The organism is Bradyrhizobium sp. Pha-3 (genome assembly GCF_042258325.1).
GTDB classification, from domain to species: Bacteria; Pseudomonadota; Alphaproteobacteria; order Rhizobiales; family Xanthobacteraceae; genus Bradyrhizobium; species Bradyrhizobium elkanii.
The window spans coordinates 7,178,960-7,201,782 of record NZ_CP170151.1 but is presented as its reverse complement, the minus strand read 5'-3'; the positions used below and the strand labels follow the sequence as shown (position 1 = coordinate 7,201,782).

Genomic DNA, 22,823 nt, shown 5'->3' with positions numbered 1-22,823 from the left:
CCATGCCGGAAACCTCCGCTTGGTCAGCGCGTTTGTTGCGTGGAGCACACCAATGAATCGGCGTACCGTCCTTGTCCTGGCCGTGATCGCGGCCGTTCTCTTGATCTTCGCGGCCGGCAGCATTCGTCAGGCGCCGTGGAGCGGCCCGGCTGCCCGCGCGGTCGCCGAGCGCGGCGCACTGTCGGATGCCGAAAAGGCAAATGTTGAGATCTTCGAGAAGGTCTCGCCATCGGTCGTGCAGGTGGTGACGCAAACCGCCGCCAATCCGCTGAGCGAGGACCAGGAGGGCGGCGCGGCGTCGGGCACCGGCATTGTCTGGGACAATGACGGCCACGTCGTCACCAACAACCATGTGGTGCAGAACGCAAGCCAGGTCGCGATCCGCTTTGCCTCCGGCGAAGCGGTACGCGCCGAAATCGTCGGCACGGCGCCGAACTACGATCTGGCCGTGCTGCGCATCCGCAGCGCGCGCAAGCTGCCGCCGTCGTTGGCGCTCGGCAGCTCGTCCGATCTGAAGGTCGGCCAGTTTGCCTATGCAATCGGCAACCCGTTCGGACTCGATCAATCGATGTCCAGCGGCATCATCAGCGCGCTCAAGCGCCGGCTGCCGACCTCGAGCGGCCGCGAGATCTCCAATGTGATCCAGACCGACACCGCGATCAATCCGGGCAACTCGGGCGGCCCGTTGCTCGATTCCGCCGGCCGGCTGATCGGCGTGACCACGGCGATCCTGTCGCCGTCGGGCTCCAATGCCGGCATCGGCTTCGCGATCCCGGTCGACATCGTCAATCGCGTGGTTCCCGAGCTGATCCGCAACGGCCGCGTGCCGACACCGGGAATCGGCATCGTGACTGCGAATGAGGCGGTCGCCACCCGTATCGGTGCCGAAGGGTTGATCGTGGTGCGCACGACACCGGGGTCGCCGGCCGAGCGCGCCGGGATACGCGGGGTCGACATGTCGACCGGTGAGCTCGGCGACGTGATCACCGCGGTCGACGGCAAGCCGGTCCACCGGCTCTCCGATCTGGCCGATCAGCTCGAGCAGATCGGGGTCGGCAAGAAAGTGCGGCTCAGCGTGAACCGCGACGGCTCGGCGCGCGATGTCGAGGTCGCCATCGTCGATATCGGCCGGGCGCAATAGTGTCGTCACTGGCCTGACGCGTGCCACCGGATTGTGCTTCCGCGCGCCGCGCGACGAGACGCCTGTCCTCCGGCCGGCGCGTGGTTGTCAGGCCGCCAAAATCCGCTAAAACCCCCGCCAAATTCTCTGGAAATTCTTGGAAGCTCGAAGGACCCTCTGATGAACATTCTTCCCGGCAATATGCGTTTTGGTGCGGGCCAGCCAGTCAAGCGTCTGGAAGACCAGCGGCTGGTCACCGGGAAGGGACATTTCATCGACGACAAGCCGCAGGACGGCGCGCTCTGGCTGCACGTGCTGCGCTCGCCGCACGCCCACGCCAACATCAAGTCGATCGACGCCAAGGCGGCGCTGGAGATGCCCGGCGTCAAGGCCGTCTATACCGGCGCCGACCTCGTCAAGGACGATATCGGCACGCTGCCGACGCTTGCGATCTTCAAGCGGCCCGACGGCTCGCCGATGACCGTGCCGCCGCGGCGCCTGCTGGCGCATGAGGTGGTGCGTTACGCGGGCGAGGGCGTCGCGGCCGTGGTCGCGACCTCGCGCGTGCTGGCGCAGACCGCGACTGAGGCGATCGAGATCGATTACGAGGTGCTGCCCTCGGTGGTCGATCCGGTCGAGGCGATCAAGCCGGGGGCGCCGGCGGTCTGGCCGGAGGCGCCTGACAACATCGTGGCCGCGATGAGCTATGGCGACGCCGCCAAGGTCGAGGAAGCCTTCGCCAACGCCGCGCATAAAGTGTCGCTCGACCTGGTCAGCCAGCGCCTGGTGCCGTCGGCGATGGAGCCGCGCTCGACCATTGCCGAGATCGAGAAGAAGACCGGACGGTTGATTCTGCACGTGCAGTCGCAGACACCGGGCTCGACCCGCGACCTGCTGGCGGAATCGATCCTGAAGCGGCCGAAGGACAGCGTGCGCGTGCTGGTCGGCGACATCGGCGGCGGCTTCGGCCAGAAGACCAGCCTGTATCCGGAAGACGGCATCGTCGCCTATGCCGCGACCAAGCTGAATGAGAAGATCCGCTGGCGCGGCGACCGCACCGACGAGTTCGTCGGCGGCACCCATGGCCGCGACCTCACATCGACCGGCGAATTCGCGCTCGACGCCAAGGGCCGCGTGCTGGCCTATCGGGTGCGCTCGATCGGCGGCACCGGCGCCTATTCCTCGGGCACCGCCAACATCATCCCGCTGGTGCTCGGCCCGTTCGTGCAGACCGGCGTCTACGACCTGCCGCTGGTGCATTTCGAGGTGAAGTCGGTGATGACCCACACCGCGCCGGTCGGCGCCTATCGTGGCGCGGGCAGGCCCGAGGCGGTGTTCATCGTCGAGCGGCTGTTCGACGCGGCCGCGCGCCAGATCGGCATGGACCCGCGCACCATCCGCAAGGTCAACTACATCAAGCCGGCGCAGCTGCCCTACACCAATGCGGTCGGCCAGGTGTACGATTCCGGTGCCTTCGCGCACATGCTGGAGCGCGCGTCCGATTTGGCCGACTGGAACGGCTTTGCCGCGCGCAAGAAGGCGGCGAAGAAGAAGGGCCTGCTCTACGGCCGCGGCCTGACCAGCTACATCGAATGGACCGGCGGCCGCGCCCACACCGAGAACGTCTCGCTGCATGCGACCGCCGAAGGCCGCGTCATCCTGCATTCCGGCACGATGGCGATGGGGCAGGGCCTCGCCACCACCTACACCCAGATGATATCAGATACGCTCGGCATCGCGATGGACAGGATCGATGTGATCCAGGGCGACACGGACCTCGCCACCGGCTTCGGCAGCGTCGGCTCGCGCTCGCTGTTCGTCGGCGGCACCGCGGTTGCGGTCTCCAGCAACGACATGATCAACAAGGCGCGCGACAAGGCCTCCAATTTGCTGGAAGCCTCCGTCGAGGACATCGAGTATCGCGACGGCTTCCTCGCGGTGGTCGGCACCGACAGGCGCATCAGCCTGTTCGAGATCGCGGCCAAGGAAAACGGCGCAAAGCTCTCGGTCGAGAGCGAGGGCAATGTCGACGGGCCGAGCTGGCCGAACGGCACGCATATCTGCGAGGTCGAGATCGATCCCGAGACCGGCGTCACGCGGGTGGTGCGCTACACCACGGTCGACGACGTCGGCGTCGCGGTCAATCCGATGCTGGTGACCGGGCAGGTGCATGGCGGCGTTGTCCAGGGCATTGGCCAGGCACTCTACGAGGGCGTGGCCTACAGCGAGGAAGGCCAGCTGCTGACCGCGAGCTATCAGGACTATTGCATCCCGCGCGCGGACGACATTCCGCCGATCACGGTGACGCTCGATGGCTCCGCGCCGTGCAAGACCAATCCGCTGGGCGCCAAGGGCTGCGGCGAGTCCGGTGCGATCGGTGGGCCGCCCTGCATCACCAACGGCGTGATGGATGCGCTGAGCGAGGTCGGGATCACCCAGCTGAACACGCCGCTGACGCCGTCAAAGATCTGGCAGGCGATCCGCGACGCCAAGGTGACGGCTGCGTAGCCGTTATTCCGGGGCGCGCCAACGCGAACCCGGAATCTCGCGCCACAACATCGAGGTTCCGGGTTCATCGCTTTGCGATGCCCGGAACGACAGTGCCCTACAGCCCCAGCACCATCTTCGCGATGATGTCGCGCTGGATCTCGGACGAGCCGCCGAAGATCGTATAGGCGCGGCCGTTGAGATATTCCGGCACCACCGGCAGCAGTTCTTCGGGGATCGCCGGCTCGTGGTTGAGCCGGTAGAACGGCCGCGCCGGCTCGACGGCAAGCCCGTCCTGGCCGATCACGTCGACGCCGAGCCGCGTCACCGCCTGACGGATCTCGCTGACGCGGAGCTTGATCAGCGACGACACCGCGCCGGGATTCTGCCCGGTCTGCAGCGCGGACAGCACCCTGAGCTCGGTCATCTCGAGCGCATCGATGTCGACCTCCACCTCCGACATCCGGATCGCGATATCGGGATCCTCGATGGCGCGGCCGGTGACGTCGGAGCCAGCGAGATCGGTGATCGTCTTCAGCGCCTCGCGCAGCTTGGCCGACGCGATGCCGGAGCCGCGCTCGAATTCGAGCAGATATTTGCCGTAGGTCCAGCCCTTGCCTTCCTCGCCGACGCGATTGGCGACGGGCACCCGGACGTCGTCGAAGAACACCTGGTTGACCTCGTGGTCGCCGCCGATGGTCAGGATCGGGCGCGTGGTGATGCCCGGCGTCTTCATGTCGATCAGGATGAAGCTGATGCCGTCCTGCTGCCGCTCGCCGTCATTGGTGCGCACCAGCGCGAACATGCGGTTGGCGTGGTGCGCATGCGTGGTCCAGATCTTGGTGCCGTTGATGACGTAGTCGTCGCCGTCGCGCACCGCGCGCGTCTTCAGCGAGGCGAGGTCGGAGCCCGAGCCCGGCTCGGAATAGCCCTGGCACCAGTAGTCCTCGCCGGAGAGAATCCGCGGCAGGTAGAAGTTCTGCTGCTCGGGCGAGCCGAACCCGATGATGACGGGGCCGACCATCTTCACACCCATCACGTTGACATTCGGCACGCCGGCGCGGGCGCATTCGGCCTCGAAGATCCAGCGCTGTGCCGGCGTCCAGTCCGGTCCACCATGTTCCACCGGCCAGCCCGGCGCGCCCCAGCCCTTCTTGTGCAGCGCGCGCTGCCAGGCCATGCCGATATCGGGGTCGGAGAACACCGACGGCGTCAGCGCGGTGGCGCGCTTCATCTCCGGCGTGAGGCTCCCGGCAATGAAATCGCGGACTTCCTGCTCGAAGGCGCGTTCCTCGGCGCTGAAGGTTAGATCCATGGTGCGCTCTCCGTTAGGCGTGGACGCGGCCGCTGAGCGCGGCGTGGCGGCGGTAATGATGGGCGCTGTTGCCGAACAGCGTATCGAAGGCGAGCAGCCGCTTGAAATAGGCGCCGATGTCGAGCTCCTCGGTGACGCCCATCGCGCCGTGCAGCTGCACCGCCTGCTCGGCGACGAAGCGCGCGCATTTGCCGATCTTCGCCTTGGCGCCGGACGCCGCACGGCTGCGGGCCACGGGCTCGGCATTGGCCATCAGCGCGGCGCGCAACGCCATCGAGCGCGCCTCGTCGACCTGCATCGCCACGTCCGCGAGGCGATGGCGGATCACCTGGTTGGCCGATAGCGGCCGTCCGAACTGCTTGCGGATCTTGGTATATTCGAGCGTGGTGTCGAGCAGCGTCTGCATGATGCCGACCGCCTCCGCGCCGAGCGCGGCCATCGCGCGGTCGACCACGGTTTCGATCGCGGGCAGCGCATCGCTGCCGTCGCCGAGCAGCGCATCGGCGGGCAACAGCACGTCTTTCAGATCGAGATTGCAGCCGCGCCCGCCGCCGAGCCGCGCGTAGTCGCGCAAGGTGAGCCCGGACGTTCCCGCCGGCACCAGGAACAGGCCAAGCTTGCCGGATGCACCATTGGCGTTGGCGATACGGGCCGAGACGATGATCTGGTCGGCGGCCGCGCCGTCGAGCACGGCGATCTTGCTGCCGTTCAACCGCCAGCCATCGGCGGTGTTGCCGGCCGTGGTGTCGACAAGAGCGAGGTCGAAGCGCGCGGCGCGCTCGGAATGCGCGAAGGCGAGCGTAAGCTTGCCCTCGGCAACAGCAGGCAGGATCGCCTGCTTCTGCGCCTCGTTGCCGCATTCGGCGACCAGCGCGGCGCCGATCACGACCGTGGAGAGGAACGGCTCGGACACCAATCCGCGGCCGAACGCTTCCATCAACAGTCCGATCTCGATCGCGCCGCCGCCAAGCCCGCCATGGGCTTCGCTGATCGGCAGCGCCAGCCAGCCGAGCTCGGCGAACTGTTTCCAGATCGCTGGCGAATAACCCAGCGGATCGTTCGCCGCTTTCTTGCGATGCTCGGGGTTAAAAGTTTCCGCCACGAAGCGTTCGGCACTTTCGCGCAGCAGGCGCTGCTCGTCGCTGAGGGTGAGGTCCATCTGGCTTGCTACACGTTGGCGGTTTTCTTGACGGAGGGATGCAGGCCCGCGGGGTCCACCACCATGCCGAATTCCTGCAGGTTATGGGCGTGGCAGAGCTGATGCAGCGCGAAAGCCTGATCGATCGCGGCCGGCTGCCCCATGATGTCGATCGAGCGGTTCACTGCCTCCTTGGAAAGCTTCAGCGCAAAGGCGGGTTTTGCGGCGATCCGCCGCGCCAGCGCCAGCGTGAACGACGAGAGATCGCCGCGCGGCACCACGTGATTGACCATGCCGAGGCGATGCGCCTCGTCGGCGCTCCAGACGTCGGCGGTGAACAGCATCTCCTTGGCCTTGCGCGCGCCGAGCTCCCAGGGATGCACGAACCATTCGACGCCGCAGACGCCCATCGTCACCACGGGGTCGCAGAACTCGGCATCGTTGCTGGCAACGATCAGGTCGCAGGCCCAGGCCAGCATCAGGCCGCCGGCAATGCACTTGCCGTGCACCTCCGCGATCGTCGGTTTTGCCAGATTGCGCCAGCGCCTTGTGATCTGCAGGTAGATCTCCTGCTCGCGCGCGAAGCGGCCATGGGCGTTAGGTTCGGCGAAGCCGCCCCAATTTCCGACTGGCGGGAAATCGACACCCGCCTGGTTCTTGGCCCCTGGCCGCAGGTCGTGACCGGCGGAGAAATGCGGGCCGTTGCCGGCGAGGATGATGACCTTGACCGCGTCGTCCTGCACCGCCCGGTCGAAGGCGGCGTTGAGGTCGTAGGTCATTTGCAGGTTCTGGGCGTTGCGAGCCTCGGGGCGGTTCATCACGATCCGCGCAATCGCGGGCTCGGGCCGTTCGACAACAATCGTCTCGAATTGTTCAGACGCCAATGGATCCTCCCGCGATCGATTTTTTTGCCATGATGAACGGCGCGGGCAGGGATAGGCAAGCGTCATCATCCGCAAAAGAAGCCGCGAAATCCGCCGCACGGGATTATCCGGCGAAAATCTGTTAAGCTGACGCGGAATCCACCGGGGAGGACCATCTTCATGCGCAAGCTTTGGACCGTGCTCGCAGCGCTGGCGACATTGAGCCTGACCAACTGCGGCTACAACGCGATCCAGACCAATGACGAGCAGGTCAAGTCGAGCTGGTCGGAGGTGGTGAACCAGTACCAGCGGCGCGCCGATCTCGTGCCCAACCTGGTCAACTCGGTGAAGGGCTTTGCGCAGCAGGAGAAGGACGTGCTGCTCGGCGTCACCAACGCGCGCGCCAAGGTCGGCAGCATCCAGGCGACGCCCGAGGTGCTCAACGATCCGGCGGCGTTCCAGAAGTTCACGCAGGCGCAGGGTGAGTTGACCAGCGCGCTGTCGCGGCTCCTGGTCGTCACTGAAAATTATCCGCAGCTGAAATCGGATGCGCTGTTCCGCGACTTGATGGCGCAGCTCGAGGGCACCGAGAACCGCATCACGGTGGCGCGCAATCGCTACATCAAGGCGGTGCAGGACTACAATGTCGGCATCCGCACCTTCCCGAACAACCTGACCGCGATGGCGTTCGGCTACAAGGAGAAGCCCAACTTCACGGTCGACAATGAAAAGGAAATATCGACCGCGCCGAAGGTCGATTTCAATAATCCGTCGCCGGCCCCGGCGCCGTCGAAATAACGCCGGCGTGCGCGCATCGCGATGACCGCCGCACGCGTTATCCTGCTCGCCTTCCTGCTGGGCTTCGTGTGCCCGGCATGGGCGGAGGTCGCGGTGCCTCCGCTCACCGGCCGCGTCGTCGACCAGACCGGGACGCTGTCCGCTGGCGATATCGCATCGCTGACCGACCGGCTGAAGGATCTGGAGACCCGCAAGGGGAGCCAGATCGCGGTCCTGATCGTGCCGACCACCGGCGAAGAAACCATCGAGCAGTTCTCGATCCGCGTGGCCGAGGCCTGGAAGATCGGGCGCAAGAAGATCGACGATGGTGCGCTCCTTGTCGTCGCCAAGAACGACCGGCATTTGCGCATCGAGGTCGGCTACGGCCTCGAAGGCGTGCTGAGCGATGCCGTCACCCACCGCATCATCGACGAAGACATCACGCCGAAATTCAAGGCCGGCGATTTCGCCGGCGGCATCTCGGCCGGCGTCGACCGGATGATCCGCCTGATCAATGGCGAGCAATTGCCGGCGCCGGAGCCCGAGCATTGGCAAGGGCCGAACCTGGTCGACTTCGCCAATCCGGTGACAATCTTTATCGTCATCATCGTGGCCGGCGTGTTGCGTGGGATACTGGGACGGTTGTTGGGCTCGGTTGCGACCGGCGGTGTCGTCGGCGTCTTCACCTGGATGGTGGCCGGCTCGCTTGCCACGGCATTCGTGGTCGGCCTGTTCGCCGCCGTGGCGGCGCTGATCTTCGGCGGATTGAACTTTGGCGGTCCGGCGGCAGGCTCGGGACCGTACCGGCGCGGCGGCGGTTATTCCGGCGGCTGGTCCGGCGGCGGGGGCTGGAGCAGCGGCTCGAGCTCGAGCGATAGCGGCGGCTTCAGCGGCGGAGGCGGCAGCTTCGGTGGCGGCGGCGCCTCGGGGAGCTGGTAGGCATGGGCATCAAGCGCATCGGCAAGCATCTGCTCGAATACCGCTGGCGGGTGCGGCGTGATTTTCCGCCGCGCGTGCTCGACGCCATCGAGCGGGCGATCAAGGCCGGCGAGGCCACTCATTCCGGCCAGATCCGTTTCGTCGTCGAGGGCGCGCTCGACGGCGTGCCGCTGTTCCGCAATCAGCCTGCGCGGGAGCGCGCGCTCGACGTGTTCTCGCATTTGCGGATCTGGGACACCGATCACAACAATGGCGTCCTGATCTATCTGTTGCTCGCCGACCGCGACGTCGAGATCGTCGCCGACCGCGGCATCGACGCGAAGGTCGGCCATGCCGGCTGGGAGGCGATCTGCCGCACGATGGAAACGGATTTTCGGGCCGGCCGCTTCGAGCAGGGCGTGATCAAGGGGATTGAGGCGGTGTCGCGCGAGCTGGCGAAATATTTTCCGCCGCCGGCCGGCCCGAATGAGCTGCCGGACAAGCCGGTGGTCATTTAGGGACTGAGTGGTCGGGTGCTCTTCATCCTCCCCTGGAGGGGTCGAGACGAGCGAAGCTCGCTCTGGGATCGACGCGAATGCAATGAGCGGCGAGGTGGAGTGAAGGTCTCTCCGCGTGAACGCTGCCCGAGGGGAGCGATCACCCCACCTCGGTTCGCATTGCGCTACGCTTCATGCGAACCGATCCTCCACTCCAGGGAGGACAAGAAGACCGCCTTTTACGCCTTCACCGATGGCCGCGCGGCGACGCGGTTGAACCAGGCGACGACGTTGGCGTTCGACTCGTCCAGCGGCTGGCCGACCTGGTTGCCGAAATCCAGCCAGCAATAGAGCAGCATGTCGGCGAGCGTGAAGCGCTTGCCGCAGATGTAGCCGCGGCCGTCGGCCATCTGGTCATCGAGCCATTTGATGCGGTTGGCGGCGATCATCTTCAGCCCGGGCGAGGCTTCGGGCGCAACGGGAATGCGCTTCTCGAAGAATTTCAGCGCTTCGCCGAAGCGGTAGCCGTTCGCAAGCGGCTCGGCGATGTTGAGATCGACGCGGCGCGTCCACATCCGGCATTCCGCGCGCTCTTCCGGCGTGGTGCCGATCATCGCTGGCGAGGGGTGCTTCTCCTCGAGATATTCGCAGATCGCCGTGATCTCGGAGAGGTAGTTGCCGCAGTCCAGCTCGAGCGCCGGCATCTGGCCGTGCGGATTGCGCTTCAGGTGTTCCGTCTCGCGGTTCTCGCCCTTGCGCAGGTCGACGGTCTGCTTGGGTATCTCGATGCCCTTCTCCGCCATGAACATGCGCACGATGCGCGGATTGGGTCCGATCGAGTCGTAAAGCTTCATGGTCCTTGCTCCCTGTTTTCTTCAGCGTTGTTGTTTCCGCTGTTGAACAGGCCGCGCGCGGATTTGTCAAATGTGAAGGTGCTCGGTCGCCCGAACGTCATTGCGACCCGTTGGCTCGCAACGAGGGGGAAGGACTGAGCTCAATCGTCGAGCTTGTTGAGGTCGCGCACCGACTGCATGATCGGCTCGAAATTCGAGCGCGCATCGAGTGCATCGAACAGTTGCGCGGTGTCCTCGAGCAGGCCGTGCGAGCGCTGCAGCGCGATCCGGACATCGTCCTGCGGCGTATCGGACAGCCGGCCATGACCCGACAGCAGGATCTTCGAGTTGAGGCCCTTCAACCGCTCCAGCGACTGGATGTAGTCGGCGATCGAGCCGGAGCCGAACACGCCGCCCATCACGCCGCCGGGCATCAGCGTGTCGGCGGCGAACAGCAGGCCCTTGTCCTGGTCGAACAGCGTGATGCAGGCCGAGGTGTGGCCGGGCGTGTACATCACGTTGAGGCGGAAATTGCCGAGGTCGATCAGGTTGCCTTCCTCGAGCCAGATGTCGATATCGATCGGCACGTTCGGCTCGTTGAACATCTTGCGGAGCATCGAGAAATCGTCGCGCAGCATGATCTTGTTGGCGGCGAGCCGGTGCGCGGCGATATAGGCGCTGCCGTGGAAATGATAGGCCGCGCCGATGTGGTCGAGATGCTCGTGGCTCAGCACCACCATGTCGATCATCTCGGGCGTCACCCCGAGATGGTTGAGACAAGCGACGAGCGACGGATAATTGCTCGACAGTCCGACGTCGATCATGATGGTCCGCTTGCTGCCGCGCACCAGATAGGCGTTCGCCGCACGGTTCTTGAAGCGGATCTGATAGACGTCGTCGGCGGCCTGGATCAGCGTTGCGACCTCGGCGTCGAACAGCGTCGTGAACGGGCTTGGCTTGCGGTCGCTCATGGTGTTGCCGCCGTCCGGTAAGTGACCGCGTTGGATGCGCGCAGGCGCTTCGAGAGCGCATCCATCACCATCAGCGCAAACGCCGGTTGCTGGCTGACCAGATAGACGAAGCGGGCGTGGTTGATCCGCATCACCCGCGTCGCGGGCGCGGAGGCGATTGCGGTCGCCGAGCGCGCCGAGCCGTCGATCACGGCCATCTCGCCGAAGAACTCGCCCTTGCCGAGGCTGACGATAACCGTCTTGTTTCCGCGATCGATCTTGGCGATGTCGACCTTGCCGTCGAGCACGACAAACAGCTCGCGGCCGGTCGAGCCTTCCTCAAAGATGACGTCATCGACACCAAATTCCTTGATGCATTTCTCGATCGTCATGGCGCTCTCCTGCCTTCTGGCTGGAAGATAGCGGTATGTTAATCGGGAAAGCGCCGCGCGCAAACGGAAGCGGCGCAGATTGCCGCAGGGCAGCATCGCCCAAATCCGGCCCGGAAAACTCCCTAAAATTTAGGTAATGGCGGAGCGGGGTAACCATTTCGCAAGCAATAAAAGTTACCGAATTGTCAACCCAGTGTGGAGACTTTGAACGTGAGTGAGCAGCAGAGCGAGCCGGTCAGCGGTCAAACCGGCGCCGAAACGGCGGCGAAAAGCGAGCCCGTGATGGTCGCGGCCGGTGTCGAAGCTCCCCGGCTTGCGCCCGAGCAGGAAGAGACGTCGCCAAAGGCGGACGCGCCCCGGATGGACGCGCCCAAGATTGAACCCTCGAAGCTTGAACCGCCCAAGATCGAGCCCAAGATCGAGTCCATGATCGAGCCGAAGGTCGAGGCCAAGGTCGAGCCGACCAATATGGACGTGCCCAAGGTCGAGACCGGCAAGCGGGAAGAGCCGCATTTTCCGGGCAAGCTGATGATCATGGCACCGGGTGACCGCACCTGGGACCACGAGGCGACCGCATCCAGGCCGGGCGCCGAACAGGCGGCCAAGGCGGCAGGCAAGCCGGCCGGCCCGCGCCGGATCGGGGCGATGGCCGCGGTGATCGCGCTGGCGACCGTGGCCGGCGCCATCGGCGGTGCGCTCGCGACCGCGGGGCTCGGCCATTTTGCCACCCCCGCCGTCGCCTCCGCGACGGATACGGCTGCCAAGGACGCGGCGGCGAAGGAAGCGGCCGATGCCGCGCTCGTCCGGATCGAGTCCGAGGTCGCCGCGCTGAAGGCCAGCGTGGAACAGACCGCCAAGGCCGGCCAGGCCCAGTTCAGCAAGGCCAGCGACCGGATCGAGAAGGTCGAGAAGGCCCAGGCCGAGCCGATGGCCAAGCTCAACAAGCTCAGCGAGGCAGTCGACAAGCTCCGCGCCACGCCGCAAACGACCGTCGCCGCGGCGACGCCCGCCCGCGAGGTCACGGGCTCGGTCACCCCGGCGACTGCCGCGGCGGCGCCGGCCGCGCCCAGGCCCGAGGTCGGCCGCCTGCCGGTGGTCGACGGCTGGTCGCTGCGCGACGTCGGCAATGGCGGCGCGCTGATCGAGGGCCGCGGCGGCATCTACGAGGTTTACGCCGGCGACCCCGTCCCGGGCCTCGGCCGGGTCGATGCCATCCGCAAGCAGGATGGCCGCTGGGTGGTCGTCACCAGCAAGGGCCTGATCGTCTCTCGCTAGAGCATTTTCGGTTCTGATTGCATCAGAATCGAAGCTCTAGCGTGTTGTTTGGACGCGTTTTCTTCACGCGAACCGGCGTCCACTTCGCTCGAAAACGCTATCATCCCGCAACACGACAACACCAAGGCGCTTCACCACGATGTGAAGCGCCTTTTTTCTTGAATAGGGTTTGCCGCGCGGTGTTAGTGGGGGCATGAGCCGTGCGCTGAAATGCCTTCTCGTGATGTCCGTTCTGCTTTGCGGCGTTGCGCCGGTGCAGGCCGCCGAGGATCGCATGCTCGAGCGCGGCGCGGCGGTCATCGATCCTGCCATCCTGCGCGAGCTCGATCACGGCCGCTTCAACCTCGGCCGGATGCTCGCGCCGGAGCGTTCCGCCGATACACCGCTGTCCAACCGCGATCTGCTCGGGCTCGCGGCGATGATTCCGGTGCGCGAGGCGCTGGATCGCGAGTTCGATCGCTATGTCGCAAAGCATAAGGCAAGCCTGCCGAATGAGAGCATCGGCGTCGGTGACAGCTTCGCGTTTCAGCTGTTCGATCGCGCGCTGCTTGAATCCACCGACGTCCGCTTCGTGCTGTCAGGCATCGTCAACCGCATGGACCGCGCCTATGTGGCGCCGAAAGACTGCGGCGAGATCCGGTTGATCTACCGGCTGACCCGCACCGATGTGCCGCCGATCGGCGAGAACGCAGTGTCGCAGCGGCTGCCGATGACGCTGAACCTCGTGCTGAAGGCGAAGGGTGACGGCAACGACGCATCGCTCGGCTGCCGCGAAATCGCGCGGCGCTGGCTCGCGACCGGCAGCGCGCCGTCGGCGATGGATAAACTGTCCGGCAAGGATGGTCCGCTCGATCTGATCGACGCCCGCAATATCGATCGCATCGAGACCAATCTGCAGATCGCGCACGCGCCGAAATCCGCGGTGCGCGATTTCCGCACCGACTATCTGCTCAAAGTGTTCGATTATGACGGCGCGGCAAAGCGCTTTACCGAAGCGGCGCTGGAGAACCAGATCGATCGCGACCGCATTTTGGCGGACGAGGCACTGAGGCGCGACTTCAAGGCGTGGCTGCTCGATCCCAAGCATTTCGCCGAGCTCGATCGCGGCACCTTGCTGATCCCCGATCGCTTCCTCGCGACCTCAGCGGTCGCGCCGACGCCGACCGGTTTCGATGTCAGCGAGCTGGAGCCCGAGTTCGGCATGGTGCAGGGCGAGGGCACAGCCGGCAATGCGGTGTTCTCGGATGGTGACGTCGTCGGCGCCCTGCAGAAGGCCGCGGCCGACGGAACGAAGCTGCAAAACATCCAGTCGCTGGCCGGCTTCGAGCGGCGCCTCAACGATGTCACCTGTGCCGGCTGCCACCAGACCCGCGGCATCGGCGGCTTCCATTTCCCTGGCGTCGACTGGATGGCGGCAAAGCCGTCGAACTCCACCGTGGTGCCGGCCTCGCCGCATTTCTTCGGCGACCAGCCCCGCCGCCGCGATATCCTTGCAAGCTTCCGCGACGGCAAGGCGCCGGACTTTTCGCGCGGCTTCTCCAACCGGCCGCAACTGCGCGGCAGCACCGAGCTTGCCGGCACCGAATACACCGACGGCTGGGGCGCGCATTGCTACCTGCCGGGCGCGAGGCCCGCCGAGACCGATCGCAGCTTCCGCGGCTGGACCTGCGCCGAGGGTCTTGCCTGCCAGGTGGCCGCGAAGGCCTCGCGCATCGGCATGTGCTTCGTGAAGGACCGGTGATTTCGGCCGGAACCGAAGCGGCTGCGCGTAATTATTCGATGCTATATTCCGCGTCGCGACCACGCCCCGAACAGCCCAGCCTTGAGCGGAGACCGGCCGATGAGTGCTCCCGAGCAGGACAAGCAGCGCGACCGCGAGATCGCGGTCAACGAGGCCGAGCGTCAGGCGGTCAGCGCCATCCGCGTCAGCAGCTGGGCGATCGGGCTCGCGGTCATCATCGGCATCATCGTTGTGGCCATCGTCTGGGCCTGGATGAAGCGCTGAAGCGACGCTCGACGGAGATCGATCCGCTACGCCACCGCGCCGGATGCGCGCAGCTTTTGGATCGTGGCTTCGTCGTAACCGGCCTGGCGCAGGATCTCGTCGGAATGCTCGCCGACCTCGGGCGGCTTGCGCGGCTGCACCTTCCTCGCGCCGTCGATGAAGATCGGGCTGTTGACGGTCAGCATGGTGTCGTTCTCGAAGCGCACCAGCACCTCGTTCTCGATCATCTGCTTGTCGTTCGGGATATCGTCGAGGATCCCGACGACGCCGAACACGAGACCGTTGCCGTCGAGGATCTTGCGCCATTCGGCGAGATCCTTGCCGGCGAACACCTCGTCGAAGATCTTGATCAGCTCGACCGAGCGCGCATGGCGGTCCGCCTTGGTGGCGAAGCGCGGATCGGCGATGAGGTCCTCGCGGCCCATGCAGCGCGCCAGCGTCGGCCATTGCCGGTCTTCGTTGAGCAGCGACAGGATCAGCCAGCGGCCGTCCTTGCACTTGTAGTGGTTGGTGACCGCGTTCAGGGCCTCTTCGCGCGGCTTGCGCTTCTTGAACTTGGCGCCGGCGAGCTTGGCCTGCGCCAGCACGCCATTGGCCCAGACGCCGTTGGCCATCAGATTGGTCGAGACATGCGAGCCCTTGCCGGTCTTCTCGCGCTGGAACAGCGCGGTGACGATCGCGCCGTAGAACGCCATCGCGCAGGGGTGATCGCCCATGCCGGCGACCGAACGGGCCGGCGTGGTCTCCTCGTCGGCGCGCACCAGATCCATCAGGCCGGAGCGGGCCCAATAGGCGTTGGAGTCGAAGCCGGGCTTGTTGGCCTCTTCGCCCTTCTCGCCATAGCCTGTGAAGGAGGCATAGATCAGCCGGTCGTTGAGATGGGCGAGATGGTCGTAGGTGATGCCGAGCTTCTGGCGCACCTGCGGCGGCATGTTGGTGATGAACACGTCGGCCTCGGCGACGAGCTTGTACAGCACCTGCTGCGCGTCAGGCTTGGTGAGGTCGAGCGCGAGGCTCTTCTTGTTGCGGGCCTCCAGCATCCACGCGAAATTGTGCTCGCTCGATGGATAGCCGGGCAGATTGGGCAGATTGCGATAGGGATCGCCGGCGCCGGGCGGCTCGATCTTGATGACGTCGGCGCCGAAGTCGGACAGCACGGTGGCGGCCGCGGGCGCGGCGATGAAGCTCGCGCAGTCCAGGACCTTGAGCCCGTCAAAAATGCCTTTTTCCATCGTGCCGTCGCTCCCGTGGCGCTTGTTGGTGTTTTTCCGGTAGCTGGAATTATCGCAAGCAATGATCCCGATCGGACCGCCATTTGACCTATCTGGGGGGCACGATGCAACGGCACTTTCTTACCCTCCTCTGGAGGGCCCCTCCAGGCAGGGCTATCGCATATGCCCCTTGGCGACCGCGGACGCGCCGCAAGCGGCGCTCCTCACCATGAGGGTCTACTATTGTGCCGCAAAACAAGACCTCATCCTGAGGAGCCCGCCGAAGGCGGGCGTCTCGAAGGATGGCCACGAGGGCACCGCCACGAAATGCGATAGCCCTGCCCTCCAGGGGAGGGTGAAGTGCTTACTCCACCCCTGCCATCAGCGCCGCATTGCCGCCCGCGGCGGCGGTGTTGATCGTGATCGTCTGCTCGGTGGCGAAGCGTGCGAGGTAATGCGGGCCGCCGGCCTTGGGGCCGGTGCCGGAGAGGCCGCTGCCGCCGAACGGCTGCACGCCGACCACGGCGCCGATCATGTTGCGGTTGACATAGATGTTGCCGACCTGGAGGCGGTCGATCACGTGCTCGATCGTGTCGTCGATGCGGGAATGGATGCCGAGCGTCAGCCCGAAGCCGGTCGCCTCGATCGCGCTCAGCACCTCGCCGAGCTTGTCGGCGCGGTAGCGCACCACGTGCAGGATCGGGCCGAACACCTCTTCCTTCAGTTGCCCGGCCGCCGACAGCTCGAAGATGTGCGGCGCGACGAAATTGCCTGACGGCGCCTCGCCGGCGAGATGCACCCGCGCCTCCTGCTTCATCCGCGCGATATGCGCATCGAGCCGCTGCTTGGCCCCGGCATCGATCACTGGTCCGATATGCGTCGACGGTTCCGAGGGATCGCCGATCTTCAATTCGCGCGCGGCGCCCGCGATCATCTCGATCATGCGGTCGGCGACGTCGTCCTGTACGAACAACAGCCGCAGCGCCGAGCAGCGCTGGCCGGCGGAGCGGAACGCCGAGGTCACGACGTCGTCGGCGACCTGCTCGGGCAGCGCGGTGGCGTCGACGATCATGGCATTGATGCCGCCGGTTTCGGCGATCAGCGGCACGATCGGGCCGTCCTTGGCGGCGAGCGTGCGGTTGATCGACCGCGCGACCTCCGTCGAGCCGGTGAAGACGACGCCTGCGATAGTGGGATGCGCCACCAGCGCGGCGCCGACCGCGCCGTCGCCCTGGACCAGATGCAGTGCTGAAGGCGGCACCCCGGCCTGATGCAGCAGCGCGACCGCTTCGGCTGCGATGCGCGGCGTCTGCTCGGCCGGCTTTGCGATCACCGCATTGCCGGCCATCAATGCCGCCGTCACCTGGCCGAGGAAGATCGCGAGCGGAAAATTCCACGGCGAGATCGCAACGAACGCACCGCGTCCGTGCAGCTCCAGCACATTGCTTTCGCCGGTCGGGCCCGGCATCGTCTCGCCTGCGCCGAACAGCTTTTGCCCCAGCGCGGCATAGTAGCGGCAGAAGTCGATCGCCTCGCGCACCTCGGATAGCGCATCGTCGAGCGTCTTGCCGCCCTCGCTTTGCAGCAGAGCGAGGAAGTGGGCGCGACGCTGCTCGAGCAGGCCCGCGGCCTTGTCCAGGATCGCCGCACGTTTTGTGGCCGGCGTGGCGTTCCAGGCCCTGAAGCCCCTGCGCGCCGCGGCAACGGCGGCGTTCGCCTGCTCGGTTGTTGATGGGGTGATGGAAGGCGAAGCCCTCCGCTCGGCCGCGATCGCCGACGTCAGCGCGCCAAGCGCCTTGCGCTCGCCGAATTCGATGCCGTGCGAGTTCTCGCGCTGCGGCCGATAAAGCTCGGCCGGCAACGGAATCGCGGAGTGAGACGCCTTGTCGTCGCGACCTACGATCTCGGCCGGGCGGCGCAGCAGGTCCACGATGGACACACGATTGTCCGCGGCCAGTGCCACGAAGGACGAGTTGGCGCCGTTCTCGAGCAGCCGCCGCACCAGATAGGCGAGCAAATCGCGGTGGCTGCCGACCGGCGCATAGGTCCGGTGGGCGATCTCCGGCCGGTCCTCGCCGAGCTGGGCGTAGAGCGCTTCGCCCATGCCGTGCAGCCGCTGGAATTCGAAGCTCAAGGGATCGTCGGCGAGCTCGAGGATGGTCGCGACCGTCAGCGCGTTGTGGGTAGCGAATTGCGGAAACAGCCGCGGCCGCAGCGCCAGCAGCTTCCGCGCGCAGGCGACGTAGTTCAGGTCGGTCATCGCCTTGCGCGTGAACACCGGATAGCCGTCGAGCCCGCGCTCCTGCGCGCGCTTGATCTCGGTGTCCCAATAGGCGCCCTTGACCAGGCGCACCATCATCCTGCGGTCCAGCGCGCGCGTCAGCGCATCGACATAGTCGATGACGTCGGCGGCGCGCTTCTGATAGGCTTGGATTGCGAGGCCAAAGCCGCTCCAGCCGGCGAGCGAGGGATCGGCGAACGCGGCGGCGATGACGTCGAGCGACAGCTCCAGGCGGTCGGCCTCCTCGGCATCGACGGTGAAGTTGAGGTCGAACGCCTTGGCGCGCCGCGCGAGATCGATCAGCTGCGGCACCAGCTCGGTCATCACCCGCGCGTGGCTCACCGCCTCGAAGCGCGGGTGCAGCGCGGAGAGTTTCACCGAGATGCCGGGCCGGTCGGGCAGGGGCTGATCGCCGGCCGCCTTGCCGATCGCCTCGATCGCGCGGGCGTAGGATTCGAAATAGCGCTGGGCATCGTCGGCGGTGCGCGCACCCTCGCCGAGCATGTCGAACGAATAGCGCGAGCCGCGCGCCGTGTGCGCTTGCGCGCGCGACAACGCCGCCTCGATGGTCTCGCCGAGCACGAAATGGCTGCCCATCAGCCGCATCGCCTGCCGCGTCGCGGCACGCACCGCCGGTGCACCGAGCCGCTTGGTCAGCCGCCCGATCGTGCCCTGCGGCGTCTCGCCGGGCTGGATCACCCGGGCCGACATGCCGAGCGCCCAGGCCGAGGCGTTGACCAGGAACGCGCTCGATCTGGTCTCGTGGTTGACGAAGTCGCCCTGGCCGAGCTTGTCCTCGATGAACTGGTCGGCGGTGCGCGCGTCCGGGACCCGTAGCAGCGCTTCCGCCAGCACCATCAGCGCCAGCCCCTCCTTGGTCGACAGCGCGAACTCCCGCAGCATGTCCTCGACCCCGCCGAGCGGATCGTCGTTGGCCCGGATCGCCTCGATCAGGCGCGTTGCCGTGCGGTCGATCCGTGCCTCCGCCTCCGCGCCGAGCCTCGCGTCCTGACGCAGGCGGGCGGCGATGGCGGCGTCGTCGGGCGCGTAGGGCGCGCTGAACGGGGGTGGGAGCGGCGACGGGTCTGGCATGGCGGTTCCTTGAGATTGTATGGGAACACGTACGCGCTAGCGAACCGTAGTTCGATAGACAAATTAGCAGATTTGCCTTAGAAAATCAGGATCAATTCGAAAATTACCGTAGATATGACAGAGATCGACAAGACTGACCGCAAAATCCTCTCGATCCTGCAAGGGGATGGTCGGATTGCCAATGTGGAACTGGCGGAGAGGATCGGCCTGTCGCCGACTTCGGTCGGCGAGCGGCTGAAGCGGCTGCAGCGCGACGGCTTCGTCGAGGGCTATGGCGCGCGGCTCAATCCGCACCGGCTCGGGCTTGGCCTGTTGGTGTTTGTCGAAGTGCTGCTCGACAAGACCACGCCCGACGTATTCGAGAAGTTCGCCAGGGCGGTCCAGACCGCGCCGGAAGTGCTCGAGTGTCACATGGTGGCCGGCGGCTTCGACTATCTGGTCAAGGCGCGGGTCGCCAACATGACCGCCTATCGCAGGTTTCTTGGCGAGACCCTGCTGGCGCTGCCGGGCGTACGCGAGACGCGAACCTACGCGGTGATGGAGGAAGTCAAGCGCGACGCGCCGCTGCCGGTCTGATCCACAGCCATGCTCCGGATGTCTTGGCATTGCGATACACCCGCGATAATCCTTTGGTCGAGTTGGGGCGGTGGTTCATGAAAGACGCTGATCAGCCGATACGAATGAAGCGGGCCGGATTTGCCGGCGCGTTTGCTGTGCTCATGCTGTCGTTGCCGTCGGCCATGCCGGCCCGTGCAGCCGAACTCAGCTCCGGCATCATGCAGCTCTACACCTCGGTCTCGATCTATCCGCCGTCGGCGACGGGGATGACGGTCTGTTACGGCTTCGTCTGCCGGCGTCGCGAGATGCTCGACTTCAGCGCAGCCGACCGGGCGGCCCTGGCCAAGATCATGGCCACGGGCCGCGCCAATGCCGCCGCCGAACGCGCGGCCGTGCAAAAGGCCGTGATCTGGTTCGACCGCCGCATGGGGCCGATCCTCGGCACCGACAAGCGCGTGGCGAAAGCGGACTTCCGCGCCAACGACGACAAGCACAATTATGATTGCTGGGACACGACGCGGAACACGACCAGCCTGATGCTGGTGATGCAGGCGTGGAACCTGTTCAGGTTTCATGACGTCGGGGATCCCCACTACCGCGGATTTTCGTTGGCGCAAACGCCGCACAACACCGCCGTTCTCGTCGAGCGCGCGACCAAGGTGGAATGGGCCGTCGATCTCTGGCCGCGCGGCTATCTGCAACCGCCTGATGTCATGACCGTCGCCAAATGGGTGACGGAAGATTGAACGGCTGAGCATTGCGGCTGCGCGTTCCGCGCTGTTCCACCCTCGTTGATCGCCGGCATGGCGTTCCGCGTGACGCTGGGAACCGAATGCCAAGATTTGAACAATAGCTTCGAACGATATGGTTCCAAAAAATACGTTCAGCGCCGATCACCATAAGAACCAAGTGACGCGTTAACACCGGCAGCATTCGGTCAACCCGAGGCTACCACATGCGTTCACACTCGATCTGCATTGATGCCGCCGCCGGCGGCGTTCGTCTCCCACAGCTGCTGGCGCTTGCGTTGCTGCTTGGGCCTTTGTTCGCCGGCCCGGCGCGCGCGGGTGATGTGGAGGATTGCAGCGGGCCGCCGACGGACAAGGCCGAGGCGGCGTGCTCGGGCATCATCAACGATACCGCACGCTCCACCGAGGATCGCACCAAGGCCTTCACCGGCCGCTCGCGATTTGACATCGCGCGCGGCAAGATCGATCAGGCCCTCAGCGATGCCGATGCGGCGGTGCAGCTGAATGGACAATTCGTGCCGGCGCTGATCGCGCGCGGCTATGTCCAGCAACGCAAGGGCAGCCCGGATCAGGCCCGCGCCGATTTCGATCGCGCGATCGAGCTCGAGCCGAAGAACCCGTTCGGCTTCCTGGCGCGCGGCAATCTGCGCGCCGACCAGCACGCCTGGAGCGATGCGATCTCGGATTACGGTCAGGCGATCACGTTGCGGCAGGATCTCCCCGCCGCCCATGTCGGGCGCGCGCGGGCCTATGTCGAATCCGGACAGCCCGATGCGGCGCTGGCCGACGCCAACACCGCGATTGCCGTCAATGCCGGCACGCCGAATGCGTTCTACTGGCGCGGCCAGGCCTATCGCCGCAAGGGCGACATGGATCGCGCGATCGAGGATTTCTCGCGCGCCATCGCGCAGGCGCCGCAGGCCGAGCGCAGCGCCTACTTCGCCCGTGCCCAGCTCTACAGCGCCAAGGGCGACTATGCCCGCGCGATTGCCGACTTCGACCGGCTGTTGACGGTTCTTCCCGACAACAAGGAGATCCTGCAGCAGCGCCAGCAGGCGGTCGCGATGCAGGCCGAACTCGCCAAGGCAGCAGGCGGCGCCGCGCGGCCACAGGCCGCACCGCAGCCAGGTGCAACGGCGGCGCGGCCAGCCGCGCCAGCGGCGGGTAACCAGCAGATCGAGCAGGCCAAGCAGTTCGTCGCACAGGGCAACAATGCGGGCGCCGTTGCCAATCTCACCCAGGTGCTGGGCGGCGACCCCCGCAACGAGGCTGCGCTGCGCCTGCGTGCACTGGCCTATTCAAGGCTCGGCCGGTTGGCGGACGCGCGCAACGATCTCAATGCCCTGCTCAAGCTCAAGCCGGACGATCCGCAGCTGCTGGCGTCGCGCGCGCTCAATGCCGCCGGCATGCGGCAGTTCGATGAGGCCATGACTGATGCCGGCCGTGCCATCACGCTCGATCAGAACAATTCGTTGGCCTATCTGGCACGCGGTCTCGTCAAGGCCGGCACCGGCAAGGTGCAGGACGCGCTCGCCGACTACGATCATTCGATCTCGCTGAATGCCAAGGAGACGCTCGCCTTCACCGAGCGCGGGCTCGCCCATATCGGCCTCAACCAGCTCGACAAGGCGCTGCTGGATTTCGATCAGGCCCTGGCGCTGGTGCCGACCAATCTGGTCGCCAAATCGTGGCGCGGCCTCGCGCTGATGCTCAAGGGCCGTGCCGATGAGGGGCTGGTCGATATCGACGCTGTGCTGGAGCGAAGCCCGAACAATCCGACGGCCCAGCTCGGCCGCGGGCTCGCGATGCTGACCTCGTCCCAGTACGACCGCGCCATCGCCGCCTTCGACCAGATCATTACGAGGGCGCCCAACGATGCCTTCCCGCATGTGCTGCGCGCCCGGGCCTATCTCGGGCTGAAGAAGCCGGATAACGCGATGAAGGATCTCAACTTCATCCTCTCTGCGCGGCCCGATTATCAGCCGGCGCTGACATTGCGCGGCATCACCTGGTCGGCGCTGCGCAACTACGACAAGGCGGTCGAGGATCTCGACCGGGCGATTGCGCAGAAGGAGACGGTTGAGGGCCTGTTCGCCCGCGCCAAGGCGCATGAGGCGCTCAACCGTGCCGACAAGGCGACCGAGGACTTCCGCAAGGCAACGCAGCTCGCGCCGTCAAGCGTGTTCGACGTGCTGGCGCAGGCCGAGTCGAAGCGCAAGGTTCAGGAGCTGTCGAAGCGGGTGCCGTGCGGCAACGGCCAGAGCGGCACCTGCCTGTGACGCGGCAACTCGGCGGCCGCGCGCTTTGCTGGAGCAAAGGATGAACGTCGGCGCGCGCTGGCGATGGCGGCCGAAAAAAGCTC

19 protein-coding genes are annotated in these 22,823 nt (G+C 66.0%); 11 read left to right on the top strand and 8 right to left on the bottom strand.

All coding sequences use genetic code 11. The features are described 5' to 3' along the window. Positions 1-52 precede the first annotated feature (52 nt). A complete protein-coding gene (locus tag ACE10X_RS34400; protein WP_038386223.1) occupies positions 53-1,141 on the top strand; it encodes a S1C family serine protease in 1,089 nt (362 codons plus the stop codon). A 159-nt stretch (positions 1,142-1,300) separates the two neighbouring features. Then, the gene (locus tag ACE10X_RS34395; protein WP_375763430.1) at positions 1,301-3,628 is read left to right on the top strand and encodes a xanthine dehydrogenase family protein molybdopterin-binding subunit; all 2,328 of its coding nucleotides are present in this window, start codon (positions 1,301-1,303) and stop codon (positions 3,626-3,628) included. Between the two features lie 97 nt (positions 3,629-3,725). Here ACE10X_RS34395 and ACE10X_RS34390 read toward each other — a convergent pair whose 3' ends face one another. The 3 genes from ACE10X_RS34390 to ACE10X_RS34380 are packed head-to-tail and all read right to left on the bottom strand — an operon-like array spanning position 3,726 to position 6,944. After that, positions 3,726-4,922, bottom strand: coding sequence for an acyl-CoA dehydrogenase family protein (locus ACE10X_RS34390; RefSeq protein ID WP_038386225.1), 1,197 nt, complete (start codon positions 4,920-4,922; stop codon positions 3,726-3,728). 13 nt (positions 4,923-4,935) lie between these two features. Continuing rightward, on the bottom strand, positions 4,936-6,081 hold the full coding sequence (locus ACE10X_RS34385; protein WP_038386226.1) for an acyl-CoA dehydrogenase family protein: 1,146 nt from the start codon (positions 6,079-6,081) through the stop codon (positions 4,936-4,938). An 8-nt stretch (positions 6,082-6,089) separates the two neighbouring features. Next, entirely contained in the window at positions 6,090-6,944 is an 855-nt protein-coding gene (locus ACE10X_RS34380) for an enoyl-CoA hydratase (RefSeq protein ID WP_038386235.1), read from the bottom strand. 159 nt (positions 6,945-7,103) lie between these two features. On the opposite strand from ACE10X_RS34380, the gene ACE10X_RS34375 reads away from it, so the two are divergent. From ACE10X_RS34375 to ACE10X_RS34365, 3 genes are read left to right on the top strand one after another with little or no spacing between them, the layout of a single operon-like run. After that, positions 7,104-7,721, top strand: coding sequence for a LemA family protein (locus tag ACE10X_RS34375; RefSeq protein WP_038386227.1), 618 nt, complete (start codon positions 7,104-7,106; stop codon positions 7,719-7,721). Positions 7,722-7,742: 21 nt separating this feature from the next. Continuing rightward, positions 7,743-8,639, top strand: a complete 897-nt coding sequence (locus ACE10X_RS34370; protein WP_038386228.1) for a YgcG family protein — start codon at positions 7,743-7,745, stop codon at positions 8,637-8,639. Between the two features lie 2 nt (positions 8,640-8,641). Continuing rightward, a complete protein-coding gene (locus ACE10X_RS34365) occupies positions 8,642-9,136 on the top strand; it encodes a TPM domain-containing protein (RefSeq protein WP_038386229.1) in 495 nt (164 codons plus the stop codon). A gap of 218 nt (positions 9,137-9,354) precedes the next feature. Here ACE10X_RS34365 and ACE10X_RS34360 read toward each other — a convergent pair whose 3' ends face one another. From ACE10X_RS34360 to ACE10X_RS34350, 3 genes are all read right to left on the bottom strand, one after another. Then, complete coding sequence (locus ACE10X_RS34360; RefSeq protein ID WP_038386230.1) at positions 9,355-9,969, bottom strand: glutathione S-transferase family protein; 615 nt, start codon at positions 9,967-9,969, stop codon at positions 9,355-9,357. Between the two features lie 140 nt (positions 9,970-10,109). Next, positions 10,110-10,919: an MBL fold metallo-hydrolase gene (locus ACE10X_RS34355; protein WP_375763429.1), complete on the bottom strand. Its 810-nt coding sequence runs from the start codon at positions 10,917-10,919 to the stop codon at positions 10,110-10,112. Continuing rightward, positions 10,916-11,290: a Crp/Fnr family transcriptional regulator gene (locus ACE10X_RS34350; protein WP_018273297.1), complete on the bottom strand. Its 375-nt coding sequence runs from the start codon at positions 11,288-11,290 to the stop codon at positions 10,916-10,918. The genes ACE10X_RS34355 and ACE10X_RS34350 overlap by 4 nt, the downstream gene beginning before the upstream one ends. Positions 11,291-11,494: 204 nt before the next feature. Here ACE10X_RS34350 and ACE10X_RS34345 point away from each other — a divergent pair, with 204 nt between their 5' ends. From ACE10X_RS34345 to ACE10X_RS34335, 3 genes are all read left to right on the top strand, one after another. Continuing rightward, entirely contained in the window at positions 11,495-12,565 is a 1,071-nt protein-coding gene (locus ACE10X_RS34345; RefSeq protein ID WP_038386232.1) for a hypothetical protein, read from the top strand. 193 nt (positions 12,566-12,758) lie between these two features. After that, positions 12,759-14,306 carry a hypothetical protein gene (locus ACE10X_RS34340; protein ID WP_304556773.1) on the top strand — a complete coding sequence of 516 codons (1,548 nt, stop codon included), beginning with the start codon at positions 12,759-12,761 and terminating at the stop codon, positions 14,304-14,306. Between the two features lie 99 nt (positions 14,307-14,405). Beyond that, complete coding sequence (locus tag ACE10X_RS34335) at positions 14,406-14,570, top strand: hypothetical protein (protein WP_162832429.1); 165 nt, start codon at positions 14,406-14,408, stop codon at positions 14,568-14,570. 26 nt (positions 14,571-14,596) lie between these two features. Here the strand turns inward: ACE10X_RS34335 and ACE10X_RS34330 are convergent, their stop codons facing one another. Both ACE10X_RS34330 and putA read right to left on the bottom strand, forming a co-directional pair. Next, positions 14,597-15,802, bottom strand: coding sequence for a CaiB/BaiF CoA-transferase family protein (locus ACE10X_RS34330; protein ID WP_304556771.1), 1,206 nt, complete (start codon positions 15,800-15,802; stop codon positions 14,597-14,599). A 343-nt stretch (positions 15,803-16,145) separates the two neighbouring features. Beyond that, the gene (putA, locus tag ACE10X_RS34325) at positions 16,146-19,154 is read right to left on the bottom strand and encodes a bifunctional proline dehydrogenase/L-glutamate gamma-semialdehyde dehydrogenase PutA (RefSeq protein ID WP_038386238.1); all 3,009 of its coding nucleotides are present in this window, start codon (positions 19,152-19,154) and stop codon (positions 16,146-16,148) included. Positions 19,155-19,268: 114 nt separating this feature from the next. On the opposite strand from putA, the gene ACE10X_RS34320 reads away from it, so the two are divergent. The 3 genes from ACE10X_RS34320 (at position 19,269) to ACE10X_RS34310 (ending at position 22,740) form a co-directional block, all read left to right on the top strand. Continuing rightward, positions 19,269-19,730, top strand: coding sequence for an Lrp/AsnC ligand binding domain-containing protein (locus ACE10X_RS34320; RefSeq protein WP_038386239.1), 462 nt, complete (start codon positions 19,269-19,271; stop codon positions 19,728-19,730). A 104-nt stretch (positions 19,731-19,834) separates the two neighbouring features. Then, entirely contained in the window at positions 19,835-20,458 is a 624-nt protein-coding gene (locus ACE10X_RS34315) for a hypothetical protein (RefSeq protein ID WP_038386240.1), read from the top strand. Between the two features lie 209 nt (positions 20,459-20,667). Continuing rightward, positions 20,668-22,740, top strand: coding sequence for a tetratricopeptide repeat protein (locus ACE10X_RS34310; protein ID WP_038386241.1), 2,073 nt, complete (start codon positions 20,668-20,670; stop codon positions 22,738-22,740). Positions 22,741-22,823: the final 83 nt, after the last annotated feature.